The sequence below is a fragment of the Microbacterium sp. Mcb102 genome (assembly GCF_024519805.1).
GTDB lineage: Bacteria > Actinomycetota > Actinomycetes > Actinomycetales > Microbacteriaceae > Microbacterium.
Window position 1 is genome coordinate 327,562 of record NZ_JALJRG010000004.1, and the last position, 12,914, is coordinate 340,475.

Annotated in this window: 17 protein-coding genes; 10 read left to right on the top strand and 7 right to left on the bottom strand. The window is 68.3% G+C overall.

The genetic code is table 11. The annotated features are described in order from the left end of the window. The first annotated feature begins 13 nt into the window (after positions 1–13). The 9 genes from OC372_RS12940 to OC372_RS12980 all read left to right on the top strand — a co-directional run bounded on the left by OC372_RS12940 (position 14) and on the right by OC372_RS12980 (position 5,038). Entirely contained in the window at positions 14–946 is a 933-nt protein-coding gene (locus tag OC372_RS12940) for a TetR/AcrR family transcriptional regulator (RefSeq protein ID WP_262002306.1), read from the top strand. 139 nt (positions 947–1,085) lie between these two features. After that, positions 1,086–1,277, top strand: a complete 192-nt coding sequence (locus OC372_RS12945) for a helix-turn-helix domain-containing protein (RefSeq protein ID WP_017204627.1) — start codon at positions 1,086–1,088, stop codon at positions 1,275–1,277. A 113-nt stretch (positions 1,278–1,390) separates the two neighbouring features. Further along, on the top strand, positions 1,391–1,489 hold the full coding sequence (locus tag OC372_RS12950) for a 30S ribosomal protein bS22 (RefSeq protein WP_003792170.1): 99 nt from the start codon (positions 1,391–1,393) through the stop codon (positions 1,487–1,489). A gap of 78 nt (positions 1,490–1,567) precedes the next feature. Continuing rightward, the gene (locus tag OC372_RS12955; RefSeq protein ID WP_029263856.1) at positions 1,568–1,870 is read left to right on the top strand and encodes a rhodanese-like domain-containing protein; all 303 of its coding nucleotides are present in this window, start codon (positions 1,568–1,570) and stop codon (positions 1,868–1,870) included. Then, positions 1,867–2,163: a glutaredoxin family protein gene (locus tag OC372_RS12960; protein WP_029263857.1), complete on the top strand. Its 297-nt coding sequence runs from the start codon at positions 1,867–1,869 to the stop codon at positions 2,161–2,163. The genes OC372_RS12955 and OC372_RS12960 overlap by 4 nt, the downstream gene beginning before the upstream one ends. Beyond that, positions 2,160–2,462 (top strand): Dabb family protein, encoded by a 303-nt coding sequence (locus OC372_RS12965; RefSeq protein ID WP_262002307.1) that lies wholly within the window; start codon positions 2,160–2,162, stop codon positions 2,460–2,462. Before OC372_RS12960 ends, OC372_RS12965 begins: the two co-directional genes overlap by 4 nt. A gap of 173 nt (positions 2,463–2,635) precedes the next feature. Then, a complete protein-coding gene (locus OC372_RS12970) occupies positions 2,636–3,454 on the top strand; it encodes a basic amino acid ABC transporter substrate-binding protein (RefSeq protein WP_029263859.1) in 819 nt (272 codons plus the stop codon). Between the two features lie 34 nt (positions 3,455–3,488). Then, positions 3,489–4,286, top strand: coding sequence for an amino acid ABC transporter permease (locus OC372_RS12975; protein ID WP_029263860.1), 798 nt, complete (start codon positions 3,489–3,491; stop codon positions 4,284–4,286). Further along, the gene (locus tag OC372_RS12980) at positions 4,283–5,038 is read left to right on the top strand and encodes an amino acid ABC transporter ATP-binding protein (protein WP_029263861.1); all 756 of its coding nucleotides are present in this window, start codon (positions 4,283–4,285) and stop codon (positions 5,036–5,038) included. The genes OC372_RS12975 and OC372_RS12980 overlap by 4 nt, the downstream gene beginning before the upstream one ends. Positions 5,039–5,139: 101 nt before the next feature. On the opposite strand, the gene OC372_RS12985 is transcribed toward OC372_RS12980, so the two are convergent. The 6 genes from OC372_RS12985 to OC372_RS13010 form a co-directional block, all read right to left on the bottom strand. Further along, complete coding sequence (locus OC372_RS12985) at positions 5,140–5,319, bottom strand: YegP family protein (RefSeq protein WP_029263862.1); 180 nt, start codon at positions 5,317–5,319, stop codon at positions 5,140–5,142. Between the two features lie 85 nt (positions 5,320–5,404). Beyond that, positions 5,405–6,496 (bottom strand): ABC transporter ATP-binding protein, encoded by a 1,092-nt coding sequence (locus OC372_RS12990; protein ID WP_029263863.1) that lies wholly within the window; start codon positions 6,494–6,496, stop codon positions 5,405–5,407. After that, positions 6,493–7,284, bottom strand: a complete 792-nt coding sequence (locus OC372_RS12995; protein WP_262002308.1) for an ABC transporter permease — start codon at positions 7,282–7,284, stop codon at positions 6,493–6,495. Before OC372_RS12995 ends, OC372_RS12990 begins: the two co-directional genes overlap by 4 nt. After that, positions 7,281–8,219, bottom strand: a complete 939-nt coding sequence (locus tag OC372_RS13000) for an ABC transporter permease (RefSeq protein WP_262002309.1) — start codon at positions 8,217–8,219, stop codon at positions 7,281–7,283. Before OC372_RS13000 ends, OC372_RS12995 begins: the two co-directional genes overlap by 4 nt. Beyond that, a complete protein-coding gene (locus tag OC372_RS13005) occupies positions 8,216–9,355 on the bottom strand; it encodes an ABC transporter substrate-binding protein (RefSeq protein WP_262002310.1) in 1,140 nt (379 codons plus the stop codon). Before OC372_RS13005 ends, OC372_RS13000 begins: the two co-directional genes overlap by 4 nt. Positions 9,356–9,574: 219 nt before the next feature. Continuing rightward, positions 9,575–10,090, bottom strand: coding sequence for a GNAT family N-acetyltransferase (locus OC372_RS13010; protein WP_262002311.1), 516 nt, complete (start codon positions 10,088–10,090; stop codon positions 9,575–9,577). Positions 10,091–10,156: 66 nt separating this feature from the next. Here OC372_RS13010 and OC372_RS13015 point away from each other — a divergent pair, with 66 nt between their 5' ends. Continuing rightward, entirely contained in the window at positions 10,157–10,984 is an 828-nt protein-coding gene (locus OC372_RS13015; protein WP_262002312.1) for a sulfite exporter TauE/SafE family protein, read from the top strand. Positions 10,985–11,123: 139 nt separating this feature from the next. On the opposite strand, the gene aspS is transcribed toward OC372_RS13015, so the two are convergent. Further along, positions 11,124–12,905: an aspartate--tRNA ligase gene (gene aspS / locus OC372_RS13020; protein WP_029263869.1), complete on the bottom strand. Its 1,782-nt coding sequence runs from the start codon at positions 12,903–12,905 to the stop codon at positions 11,124–11,126. Positions 12,906–12,914 lie beyond the last annotated feature (9 nt).

Here is a 12,914-nt window from a genome sequence, read left to right on the forward strand (position 1 = left end):
GTAGGATGAGCGCATGACTGAGACCGAGCCGCCGGAGCTGCCACGGGGGATCGCGCTCGCCTGGGGTGTCGCCGCGAACCCGCAGCGCGGACCCAAGCGGGAGATGAGCGTCGAGAAGATCGTCGATGCGGCCGTCGAGCTGGCCGATGCCGAGGGGATCGGCGCCGTTTCCATGGCGGCCGTGGCGGCGAAGCTCGGCTTCACGCCGATGTCCCTCTACCGGTACGTGACCGCCAAGGACGATCTGCTGCTGCTCATGCAGGAGCAGGCGACGGGGCTTCCGCCGGCGAGTCACCTCGAGGTCGACGGATGGCGCGCACGATTGCTGGCGCTGTACGAGGCGCAGATCATGCTCTACCTGCGCCACCCCTGGATGCTCTCGCTGCCGATCACCGGATCGCCGATCACTCCGAACAGCTCCGCCTGGCTCGATGCAGGCCTCGCCGCGCTCGAAGAGACCCCGCTGACCGCCGAGGAGCGGCTGGCCGTCGCGCTCGCCATGACGGGGCATGCTCGCTGGTGCGGGATCGTGCTGGCCGGCTACACGGAGCAGGCCCGCGGCAGCGGCCTCACTCCCGACGAGGTCTCTGCGCGCGAGGCCGAGCTCTTCGATCGGGTGATCACCGCGGAGGAATTCCCTGCTCTGCGTCGCGCGATCGAAGACGACGTGTTCCTCTCCGCGGCCGACCCCTTCCGCTTCGGGGTCGAGCGGACGCTCGACGGCGTTGCTGCGTACATCGCCGCCCTCGAGCGTGGTGAGCCGCGATCCGTGGCGACCGACTGGGTCGACCTCGAGCCCGCAGAGCTCGCGGGGGACCGCCGCCTGAAGGAAGCACAGAGGGCGGTGCGCGAAGCGGAGAAGGCTCTGCGCGCGGCCCACAAGATCGAGCGGCAGGCGCTTCGCGAGGCGCGCGAACGACTGGCCAAGGCGAAGAAGCCGGCCTGACCCGCGTCCCGGGTTCAGTGCGTACCCTCGTCGCGGGTCAGTGACCGCGCATTCGTCCCGTTGATCACACGGGCCACATGGGTTTACATGCGTCCCAGCTACCCCATAGAGTGTGCACATCGAGAAAGGGGTACGTGGGATGCCCGAGGTTCCAGATGTCCGATTCCTCACGGTGGCCGAGGTCGCCGAGCTGATGCGCGTGTCCAAGATGACCGTGTACCGGCTGGTTCACGCCGGGGAGCTGCCGGCCGTTCGCTTCGGCCGCAGCTATCGCGTGCCCGAGTCCGCCGTGGCCGATGCGCTGCAGCGGCCCATCGCCGACGTCGGTTGAGGCGCGCGCGGCGGAGCCCGTCGGGTTTGCTAGACTGACCCGAGGCATTTTCCGTGCCCGTACCCGGGTGTCCGATTTCGGCGACACCCAGCCACTGACTTAGTGAGGTTTCCGTGGGTTCTGTCATCAAGAAGCGCCGCAAGCGCATGGCGAAGAAGAAGCACCGCAAGCTGCTTCGTAAGACTCGCCACCAGCGTCGCAACAAGAAGTAAGCGACCAGACACGAGCGCCTGTCTTCGGACGGGCGCTTTGTGTCTCTGCCCGCAGCTCCGTACCGCCGAGAGGATGTCATGAAGTCGATCACCGTCGCCGAACTCGCCGAGCGGTCGGGTGTTCCGCTCATCGACGTGCGGGAGGTGGACGAGTTCGCCGCAGGCCATGTGCCCGGCGCCGTCAACATCCCCATGTCCGAGATCGGCAACAGGCTCGATGAACTGCCGGCGGAGTCGTTCGACGTCATCTGCCAGGCCGGCGGTCGCTCCGCCCGCGTCGTCGAGGCGCTGGAGTCACGCGGCTTCGATGCCACCAACGTCGAGGGCGGCACGGGGGAGTGGATCTCCCAGGGGCGCGCTGTCGAGGTGCCGTCGGCGTGACCACGCTGACCCTGATCCGCAAGCCTGACTGCCATCTGTGCGAGGTGGCCTCCGACGTGATCGACGCTGTCGTCGCCGAGCTGCCCGACGCCGCCGCGGAGCAGATCGAGATCGTCGAGGCGTCCATCCAGGACGACCCCGCACTGTATGAGCTGTGGTGGGAGAAGATCCCCGTCGTCCTGATCGACGGCGATCTGCACGCGCACTGGCGCGTCTCGCCCGAACGACTGCGCGAGGCGCTGGAGGCCGCGGTCCGCGGTGAGGCGCGAACCGAGACGAAGGAATCCCTGTGACCATCCGCCATGTCGTGATGTGGAAGCTCGCGGCCGAAGATGCCGCCGTGCGTGCCGAGCAGGCGGCCGAGGTCGCTCGTCGCCTCAACGCCCTGGGCGGTGTCGTGCCGCAGCTGCTGTCGATCTCCGCCGGTGCCAACGAGGCCTACCCGGAGACGAACTGGGACGTGACGCTCGTGGCCGACTTCGACTCGGTCGCCGACATCGACGCGTACCAGGTGCACCCCGCGCATGAGGAGGTCGCCGGTTACATCCGCTCGGTGGTCGCCTCGCGCGCAGCGGTCGACTTCGAGGTCTGAGACCGCGTCGCACGCGCTGCGGCACTTGATTTCACGTCGCCACTGACGTGCACTTGCAACGCAAACGTGATACGTCGACCGACTGATGTCATTGGTCACGCGACGAGCCGCATGTTTAGATGTTCTCCTACCCGTCCGTGGGCACACCCCGCCCTCGTCTTACAGGAGCCGACATGCCTCGTCGTAACCTCATCGCCGGTCTCGCCCTCGTGGCGACCGCCACTCTCGCGCTCGCCGGCTGCGCGACCGGTTCGTCCGATGCGGGAAGCAGTGACGCTCCCGCCGCGGGCGAGGAGTACGGTCTGATCGAGGCCGGCACGCTCACGGTCTGCTCCGACGTTCCCTACCCGCCCTTCGAGGTCGAGGACCCGTCCAGCGACATCGAGTACTCCGGATTCGACATCGATCTCCTCGCGGCGATCGCCGAGAAGCTCGATCTCAAGGTCTCCGTGCAGGACGTGGGCTTCGACCCGCTGCAGTCGGGTGCGATCCTCGTCTCGGGTCAGTGCGACATCGGTGCGTCGGCCATGACGATCACCGAGGAGCGCAAGGCCAACATCGACTTCTCCGACCCGTACGTCGACTCGCTGCAGTCGCTGCTGGTCCGTGCCGATTCGGACATCAAGTCCATCGACGACCTCGACGGCAAGAACGTCGGCGTGCAGCAGGGCACCACCGGCGAGTCCTACGCGACCGAGAACGCCAAGGGCGCCCAGCTCGTGCAGTATCCGTCGGACGGTGAGCTGTGGCCGGCGATGCAGGCCGGGCAGATCGACGCGATCCTGCAGGACCAGCCCGTCAACTACGTGCACGAGCAGGACGACCCCGCGTACAAGATCGTCGAGACCTACCCGACCGACGAGTCGTACGGCTTCGCCTTCGCCAAGGGCGAGAAGGACGAGCTCCGTGAAGCCATCAACAAGGCGCTCAAGGAGCTCCAGGACGACGGCGGATACCAGGAGATCTACGACGAGTACCTCGCGGCCAAGTGACCGGCGGCGTCGGTAGAGCGGGAGGACCTCGACGATGGCGTTGAGGCGTACCACCAAGGGCAAGCTGTATCGGTATTCGGTCTATGCGGTGCTGATCGCGATCGCCGTCTGGGCGATCGTGACCACCGACTGGGCGAAGATCGGACCGCTGTTCTTCAACCCCGAGATCGCGGCGAAGATGTTCCCCGGGATCATCACGACCGCACTCGTGAACACCCTGTGGTTCACGGCCGTGGCGTTCGTCGGCGGCCTGTTGCTCGGCGTGCTGCTGGCCCTGATGAAGCTGTCGGTCATCGCGCCGTTCCGCTGGATCGCGACGTGCTGGATCGAGCTGTTCCGGGGACTCCCCGCGATCCTCACGATCTTCGCCATCGCCTTCATCCTGCCGATCGCCGTGGGCGTTCCCGGGACGAAGCTCGGCGGACCGGTCGTGCTCGGACTCATCGGTCTCATCCTCGTCGCCTCGGCGTACATGGCCGAGACGATCCGCGCCGGTATCCAGGCGGTCCCGAAGGGGCAGACGGAGGCCGCGCGCTCGCTGGGTATGTCGCCCATGAAGACGACCTTCTGGATCGTCGTGCCGCAGGGGTTCCGGATCATCATCCCGCCGCTCACCAACGAGTTCGTGCTGCTGCTGAAGGACACGTCCCTGCTGTTCATCGCCGGGTCCTTCATCTGGTCGAAAGAGCTCACGAACTTCGCGCGTGACGCGAGCACCCAGAACGCGAACGGAACGCCGTTGATCATGGCGGCGATCCTGTACCTGATCGTGACGATCCCGCTCACGCGCTTCAGCGCGTGGCTGGAACGTCGGATGGCGAGGCAGCGATGATCACCGAACTGATCGATGTGCATGCGCCGGCGATCGACGTGCAGGGGCTCGTGAAGTCGTTCGGCGACAACGAGGTGCTCAAGGGCATCGACCTCACCGTCACCAGGGGCGAGGTCGTCTGCGTGATCGGGCCATCGGGCTCCGGCAAGTCGACGCTGTTGCGGTCGGTGAACCTGCTCGAGGAGCCGACCGCCGGCAAGGTGCTGATCGAGGGGATCGACATCACCGATCCCGACGTCGACATCGACGGTGTGCGCACGCGCATCGGCATGGTGTTCCAGAGCTTCAACCTCTTCCCGCACCTGGATGTGCTCGGCAACCTCACGGTCGCCCAGCAGCGGGTGAAGAAGCGCTCGAAGAAGGAAGCAGAGCTGATCGCGCGCGCCATGCTCGAGCGCGTGGGACTGTCCGAGAAGTCGGATGCCTACCCCGGACACCTGTCCGGCGGGCAGCAGCAGCGCGTCGCGATCGCGCGTGCGCTGTGCATGAACCCGGACATGATGCTGTTCGACGAGCCGACCTCGGCACTGGACCCCGAGCTGGTCGGCGAGGTGCTGCAGGTCATGCGCTCACTGGCCGACGAGGGGATGACGATGCTCGTCGTCACGCACGAGATGGGCTTCGCGCGGGAGGTCGGCTCGCGCCTGATCTTCATGGACGGCGGACACATCGTCGAAGAAGGAGACCCGCGCGAAGTGCTCGCGAACCCGCAGCATCCGCGCACGAAGGACTTCCTGGCACGCGTGCTCTGAGGGCGCGGCGGCACGGTCTGCCGAGACCCCGCCTTCACGACGAGACCCCCTGTTGCAGACGTCTGCACCAGGGGGTCTCGTCGTGAAGTGGGGGTGTCGAGCTAGTCGACCTCGACGACCTCGGCGTCGGCGGCGTTGCGGCGGACGGCGTCGATGCCGTTCAGCGCGCCGGACTTCGACGAGTAGCCCTCACCCGTCGCGATGACCTCGCCGTTGCCGGCCTTCAGACGGAACCGGTACTCACCGGACTTGTCGGTGTACAGCTCGAACGTGCCTGCCATGAGGCGTCCTTTCTCTTTCGGATGGAGGGAACCCGCCCTCGCGGCTCACGCTAGCGGTCCCGGTATATCGGAGGGAAGGGCGGCTTCACCCGCGCGGGTGCACCGCGACCGGCTCCGGGGCGACGGCGATGCGCACCCGGTCGCCGAATGAGGGATGGATGCCGGGGGCATGCTGCACCCGGACGAGCTCGCCCGACTCGGTGCGGACGAGGGTGCGGCGCATGCTGCCGAGGAAGGTGCTCTCCTCGACCAGGGCGTCGGTGGCGGCATCCGCCTCCGACGCGAAGTGGACGTTCTCCGGTCGGAGGTACACATCGACCGGGCCGTCTGCCGGCGACTGCAGCGGCAGGCGCTGCCCCCACACCAGCACGTGGTCGCCCTCGGCGACGCCGGAGACGACGCTGGAGAGCCCCACGAAGGCCGCGACCCCCGCCGTCGAAGGGGTCGTGTACAACTGCTCGGGAGAGCCGATCTGCTCGATCCGCCCCGCGTTCATCACAGCGATCCGGTCGGAGACGGCCAGCGCCTCCTCCTGGTCGTGCGTGACGAAGACCGTCGTGATGCCGAGGCGCAGCTGGATGCGGCGGATCTCATCGCGCAGCTGCACGCGCACCTTGGCGTCCAGTGCCGACAGCGGCTCGTCGAGCAGAAGCACCTTGGGCTCGGTGACGAGAGCCCGCGCGAGCGCGACCCGCTGCTGCTGCCCGCCGGAGAGCTGGTGCGGGAAGCGGTCGGCGAAGTCTGCCAGGCCGACCAGCGCGAGGGCATCGAGCGCGCGCTTCTGCGCCTCCTGCCTGCCGACGCCGCGCCGCCGCAGACCGAAAGCCGTGTTGTCGACCACCCGCAGATGGGGGAACAGCGAGTACGACTGGAAGACCATGCCGATGTCGCGCCTGTTCGTCGGCACGCGCGACACGTCGCCGCCCCCGAGCAGCACCGCACCCTCGTCGGCGCCCTCGAGCCCGGCGAGCACGCGGAGCAGCGTGGTCTTGCCGCATCCCGAGGGGCCGAGCAGCGAGACGAACTCGCCGGGCGCGATGTCGAGGTCCACCCCGTGCAGTACGCGCGTGCCGGCGTAGCTCTTCACGATGCCTTGCAGCTCGACGCGGGTCCCCTCACCGGCTCGTGCCAGGAGCAGGTTGTCCTTGGTGCGCGGCAGCGCCTGATCGAGGGTCATGAGCGGGCCTTTCCGGTGCCGCGGGCGACGCGGCCGATGAGGAGGAGCAGAAGGAAGACGAACGCCAGCGCCAGCAGGGTGAAGATCGCCGGCGCGAAGGGATCCTGCTTCTGCACGACGACCATGGCGGTCTGGAACACCGGGCGGTTCAGGAGCGAGGCGATCGTGAACTCGCCCAGCACGACGGCGATCGAGATCAGCGATGCCGCAAGGAGCCCTTGCCGGAGATTCGGGGCGAGCACCTTCAGGATCACGGTCGGCCAGCTCGCGCCGAGTGAGCGTGCGGCTTCGGAGAGGGTGCGCAGGTCGGCGGCATCGATCGAGGCCTGGATCGATCGGGAGGCGTAAGGGAGAACGGTGATGCCGTAGGCGAACGCGAGGGTCCAGGTGCCCGTGCCCAGCGTCCGCCCGATCTGCAGATAGAGGGGCGCGAGCCCGACGACGAGTACGATCGCGGGGATCGAGATCGGCAGCAGCGCCGCGAACTCGAATGCGGGCTTGAGCTTCGGGAAGCGCAGGTTGACCAGGATCATGGTCGGCGCCAACAGGAGCAGCACGATCACGACCGTGACGACCGCGAGGATGAGCGAGTTGCCTAGGCCCGTCCAGATCGGCTTGATGGCGGCGGAGGCGGCCGGATCGAAGAGGGCGGCCCAGTGTTCGAGAGTCGGTCCTTCCTTCCCGCGGAGCGTGAACAGGAAGGTCGAGGCGAGAGGGATGGCGAAGAACGCGCCGACGAGGATGCCGATGACCCACCGAGTCGTGCGAGAGGGACCGAGGCGACTCATGACTGCCACCGGGCGGCGCGGCGCTGGATGAGCGAGTACAGGGACATCACGACCGCCACCACGACGATCATGCCGAGTGCGAGGGCTCCGGCGAGGTTCTCCCGCCCGAGCAGCGTCTCGCTCGTGAGTGCGGTGCGGATCTGCAGCGGCACGATCTGCGAACCCTGGCTCGCGAGAGCGGCGGCCGTCGCATAAGAGGAGAACGCGTTGGCGAACAGCAGCAACAGGCTGGCGAGGAACGAGGGGGCGAGCACGGGGAAGCCGATGCGCAGCCAGAAGCTGGACCGGCTACCGCCGAGCGTGAGGTTGGCCTCGGCCCACTGCGGCTTGAGCGCGGCGAGGGCGGGCATGAACGTGATGACCATCAGCGGGATCTGGAAGTAGATGTACGGGAGGATCAGCCCGGGCAGCTCGTACAACCAGGCGCCGTTCGCGAAGATGTCGATCCCGAACGCGTCCTGGAGGAACAGGGTGACCACGCCCTGGATGCCGATCGTGGCGATGAAGGCGAACGCCAGCATGACCCCGCCGAACTGGGCGAGCACTCCGGCCGCGGCATCCACTGACTGCCGCATCGCCCCGTCGGGATTCATGCCGAGGAGCGCGTAGCAGACGAGGGCGCCGACGACTGCACCGACGACGGCAGTGAGCAGCGAGAGCCAGGCGGAGTTCGCGAAGGTGTTCAGCACGACCGGGTCGCCGAGTGCCGCGACGTTCGTCCAGGTGAAGGTGCCGTCGTCGTCGAAGAAGCCGGAGCCGATCGCGAGGATGGTCGGCACGGCGAGGAACAGCACGACGTAGGCCGCGAACGGGACGAGCCCGAGCCACGCGGGGGACGGGCCGGACCGCCGGGCCCTCGCATGCTGCGAAGGCCCGGCGGCCGTGGCGGGGGCGGATGCCGCAGCATCCACCCCCGGTGCGGAGATTGTCGTCACTGGACGGCCGCGGCCCACTTCTCACCGAGCAGCGTGCCGGCGTTCGTCGACTGCTCCTCGGTCGGCACCACGGTCTCCTCGGGAGCCTCGGGGAGCGCGGCCGCGAGGTCGGCGTCGATCGTTCCCGCCTCGGTCATGGCCTCCATGCGCACCGGACGCGCGCCACCCTTCAGCCAGAGGTTCTGCACCTCGTCGCTGTAGAGGAACTCCTGCCACAGGCGGGCCGCCGCCGGGTTCGGGGCGTCGACGTTGATGGCCTGGTTGTAGTAGCCGGCGTATCCGGTGCCGTCGAGCACGACGACCTTCCAGTCCTCGTTGTCGGCCGTGTGCGAGGCGTTCAGGTAGTCCCAGTCGAAGACGACCGGGGTCTCGCCGCTCGCGATGGTCGCCGTGGTGACATCCACCTTGAGCAGGTTGCCGGCCTTCTGCATGTCCGAGAAGAAGTCGATGCCGGGCTGGAAGTCATCGAGCGTGCCGTCGGACTGCACGGTGGCGAGGCCCACGGCGGCGAACGCGGCGCCGGCTTGGGTCGGGTCGCCGTTGATCGCGACGGCGCCCTTGTAGTCGGCCGACAGCAGGTCGGCGAGCTCGGACGGCGCGTCGAACTTCGACGAGTCGTACCCGATCGACATGTATCCGCCGTAGTCACCGACGAAGAGTCCGGTCGGCTCCTTGAGCTCGTCGGGGATCTCGTCCCACGTCTGCACCTTGTAGGGGGCGAACGTGTCGGTGTTCTGCAGTGCGACGGTCAGACCGAGGTCGAACACGTCGGGCGCGGTGTCGAGGCCCTTGTTGGTCTCGGCGGCCTGGATCTCCTCGGCACTGGAGACGTCGGGCGAGGCCTCGTTGATCGTGATCTCGGGGTACTTCTCGGTGAACAGGTCGAGGATCTCGCCGTAGTTCGCCCAGTCGCGAGGAAGGGCGATGACGTTGAGCGACCCCTCCTCCTTCGCAGCGGCCTCGAGGTCGGCGAACGTGCCGAAGTCCTCCACGGACGTGGCCGCGGCGGCATCGACCCCCTCGCTGCTCGAAGCCGGTGCGTCGGTGGCGGACGCGCAGGAGGTCAGCGCGAGTACGGCCGTGGTGGCCAGGGCGATGCCGGCGCCGATGCGCGCGCGGCGGGTGAAGCGAGCCATGAGTGTCCTCTCGGTGTCCGGCGGGGGTGCGCCGGTTTCGGGTTGCGAGAGGACACTATGAGGCGCAGGTTGCCGACCGTCCCGGGTCGGGTGAACGGCGCGTGTCGCGGTGGTGGCGGGACGGGTGCGGGGCGCGGTTCGCTCGGCCTTCCGCGCTTCGCTCGGCCCGAATCCGAGAATCAGGCCGAGGACGCTGCGATCGGCCGAGGGAAGCGCGGGTCAGGCCTGCGGGACGTTGTACTTGAATCCGCGGTGCGAGCCCACGTAGCCCAGGCGTTCGTAGAAGCGGTGGGCGTCGGTGCGGGCGGCATCCGAGGTGAGCTGCACCATCGACGCTCCGACAGCGGGGGCCGCCGCCTCACCCACCCAGCGCATCACCGCGGATCCGATGCCCGACGACCGCAGCCCGCTGTGCACTCGTACCGCCTCGACCAGCAGCCGCCGTGCACCACGGCGGGACATCCCGGGGATCGAGGTGAGCTGCAGCGTGCCGACGACCGCACCGTCGAGCTCGACGACGAGCAGATCGTTCGAGGGCTCGGCCAGGATCTCGGTGAGTGCCTGAGCGTAGACAGGGCGATCCTCGTCGGATGCCACATCGCCCCGCGCCGCGCTGATCGGGTCGTCCGCGAGCAACGCGATCACGGCATCCGCGTCGTCGACCACCGCGCGGCGGAGCACGGCCGTCCCGATGCGCGATTCGAAGGAGTGGGGCAGTGGGAGGGCCTCGAGCATGCGACCAGTCTGCCAGCGGGCGGAGCGGATGCCGGCGTGCGGCCGACTCTCTGGAATCATGGCCGAGTGGATATCGGCGCAGTGCTCGGACTGGAGCAGCTCACCTGGGGAATGCTCCTCCTCGTCGTCATCGCCGCGTTCTGCGCCGGCTGGATCGATGCGGTCGTCGGCGGGGGAGGCCTGCTGCAGCTGCCGGCGCTGCTGCTGATCCCCGGCATCTCGCCCGTGCAGGCGCTGGCGACCAACAAGCTCGCCTCCGTCTTCGGCACCGCGACCAGCAGCGTCACCTACTACCGCCGCGCCAAACCCGACATCCGCACGGCGCTGCCGATGGCGGCGATCGCGTTCCTCGGCTCGTTCGGGGGCGCGGCCGTCGCGACGGTACTGCCGCCCGCCGCGTTCAAGCCCATCATCGTCATCGCTCTGCTGGTCGTCGCCCTGTTCACCGCGTTCCGACCACAGATGGGCGCGGCGACGAAGCTGCGGTACCACGGGCACAAACACCACATCATGGCGGGTGCCGCCGGGCTCGGCATCGGCTTCTACGACGGGATGATCGGCCCCGGCACCGGCACCTTCCTCGTCATCACGCTCGTCGCCCTGCTCGGCTACGACTTCCTGCAGGCGAGCGCCAAGGCGAAGATCGTGAACCTCGCGACGAACGCGGGCGCGCTGATGCTGTTCATCCCGCACGGGGCGGTGCTGTGGCTGCTGGGCGGCATCCTCGCGGTGGCGAACGTCGCGGGCAGCTACCTGGGGTCGCGGATGGCGATCTCGCGGGGGACGACCTTCATCCGCGTCGTCTTCCTCGTGGTCGTGGTCGGCCTGATCGCGAAGCTCGGCGTCGACGTGTGGAACGAGAACATCGTCCCCGCGTTCGCGCTCCTCGGCTGAACGGCGTTTCGTCTCGTCGCTGCGCTCCTCGCTCAACGACCGAGGTTGGCATTGGCTGGGCGTTGCGCTCCTCGTTCAACGACCGAGGCCCCTGGGAGGAACCCGGTCGTTGAGCGAGCGGAGCGAGACGAAACGGTCGTCAGGCCTCGTCGTCCTCCGGCTCGAAGTCGACGCCGGCCTCGGCGCGCTGCGCGTCGGTGATGGGCGCGGGAGCGGAGGTCAGCGGGTCGAAACCGTTGCCGGACTTCGGGAACGCGATGACCTCGCGGATCGACTCGGTCTTGGACAGGTGCTGCAGCACGCGGTCCATGCCGAGCGCGATCCCGCCGTGCGGCGGAGCGCCGAACTTGAACGCGTCGAGCAGGAAGCCGAACTGCTCGTCGGCCTGCTCATCGCTGATGCCCATGACCTCGAACACGCGCTTCTGCACGTCTTCGCGGTGGATGCGGATCGAGCCGCCGCCGAGCTCGGAGCCGTTGCACACGATGTCGTACGCGTAGGCGAGGGCCGAGCCGGGGTCGGTGTCGAACGTGTCCTGGAACTCGGGCTTCGGACCGGTGAACGCGTGGTGCACGGCGGTCCAGGCGCCCGCGCCCACGGCCACGTCGCCCGAGGCGACGGCGTCGGCGGCCGGCTCGAACATCGGAGCGTCGACGACCCAGGTGAACGCGAACTCGTCCGGGTTCAGGTAGCCGAGGCGGCGACCGATCTCGACGCGGGCGGCGCCGAGCAGCGCGCGGCTCTCCTTGGTGGAACCGGCGGCGAAGAACACGCAGTCGCCCGGCTCAGCGCCCACGAAGGCGGCGAGTCCGGCCTGCTCCGCCTCGGACAGGTTCTTCGCGGCCGGGCCGCCGAGCGAACCGTCCTCGTTGAACAGGACGTACGCGAGACCACGCGCACCGCGCTGCTTCGCCCAGTCCTGCCAGGCGTCGAGCTGCTTGCGCGGCTGGCTCGCACCACCGGGCATGCGGACCGCACCGACGTACTCCGCCTGGAACACGCGGAACGGGGTGTCCTGGAAGTACTCGGTCGCCTCGACGAGCTCGAGGCCGAAGCGCAGGTCGGGCTTGTCGGAGCCGTACTTGGCCATGGCGTCGGCGTACGTGATGCGCGGGAGCGGGGTCGCGACCTCGACGCCGATCGTCTTCCACATCGCGACGATGAGCGACTCCATCAGCGTGATGACGTCTTCCTGGTCGACGAAGCTCATCTCGATGTCGAGCTGCGTGAACTCGGGCTGGCGGTCGGCGCGGAAGTCCTCGTCGCGGTAGCAGCGCGCGATCTGGAAGTACTTCTCGACGCCGCCGACCATCAGCAGCTGCTTGAACAGCTGCGGCGACTGCGGCAGGGCGTACCAGCTGCCCGGGCTCAGACGTGCCGGCACCAGGAAGTCGCGGGCGCCCTCCGGGGTCGAGCGCGTGAGAGTCGGCGTCTCGACCTCGGTGAAGTCCTCGGCGTGCAGCACGTCGCGGATCGCCTTGTAGACGTCCGAGCGCAGGCGCAGGTTCGCTGCCTGGGCGGGACGACGCAGGTCGAGGTAGCGGTACTTGAGGCGTGCCTCCTCGCCGACGGTCTCGGTGTCGGCGACGGCCGTGGAGACCTGGAAGGGGAGGGGGGCCGACTCGTTCAGGACCTCGACGTCGGTCGCGATGAGCTCGATCTCGCCGGTCGGCAGGTTCGGGTTCGCGTTGCCCTCGGGGCGCCGCGACACTTCGCCGGTCACCTTCAGGACGAACTCGTTGCGCAGCGGGTGGGCGATCTCCTCGTCGCGGATGACGACCTGGGCGATGCCCGAGGCATCCCGCAGATCGATGAAAGCGACTCCTCCGTGGTCACGACGGCGGTCGACCCAACCCGAGAGGGTGACGGTCTGACCGATGTGCTCGGCTCGCAGAGAGCCTGCCGAGTGGGTGCGAAGCACGGAGTATTC

Coding starts and splice junctions, on each gene's coding strand:
- OC372_RS12940 (WP_262002306.1), top strand. CDS start 14: ATGACTGAGACCGAGCCGCCGGAGCTGCCACGGGGGATCGCGCTCGCC.
- OC372_RS12945 (WP_017204627.1), top strand. CDS start 1,086: ATGCCCGAGGTTCCAGATGTCCGATTCCTCACGGTGGCCGAGGTCGCC.
- OC372_RS12955 (WP_029263856.1), top strand. CDS start 1,568: ATGAAGTCGATCACCGTCGCCGAACTCGCCGAGCGGTCGGGTGTTCCG.
- OC372_RS12970 (WP_029263859.1), top strand. CDS start 2,636: ATGCCTCGTCGTAACCTCATCGCCGGTCTCGCCCTCGTGGCGACCGCC.
- OC372_RS12975 (WP_029263860.1), top strand. CDS start 3,489: ATGGCGTTGAGGCGTACCACCAAGGGCAAGCTGTATCGGTATTCGGTC.
- OC372_RS12980 (WP_029263861.1), top strand. CDS start 4,283: ATGATCACCGAACTGATCGATGTGCATGCGCCGGCGATCGACGTGCAG.
- OC372_RS12985 (WP_029263862.1), bottom strand. CDS start 5,319: ATGGCAGGCACGTTCGAGCTGTACACCGACAAGTCCGGTGAGTACCGG.
- OC372_RS12990 (WP_029263863.1), bottom strand. CDS start 6,496: ATGACCCTCGATCAGGCGCTGCCGCGCACCAAGGACAACCTGCTCCTG.
- OC372_RS12995 (WP_262002308.1), bottom strand. CDS start 7,284: ATGAGTCGCCTCGGTCCCTCTCGCACGACTCGGTGGGTCATCGGCATC.
- OC372_RS13005 (WP_262002310.1), bottom strand. CDS start 9,355: ATGGCTCGCTTCACCCGCCGCGCGCGCATCGGCGCCGGCATCGCCCTG.
- OC372_RS13010 (WP_262002311.1), bottom strand. CDS start 10,090: ATGCTCGAGGCCCTCCCACTGCCCCACTCCTTCGAATCGCGCATCGGG.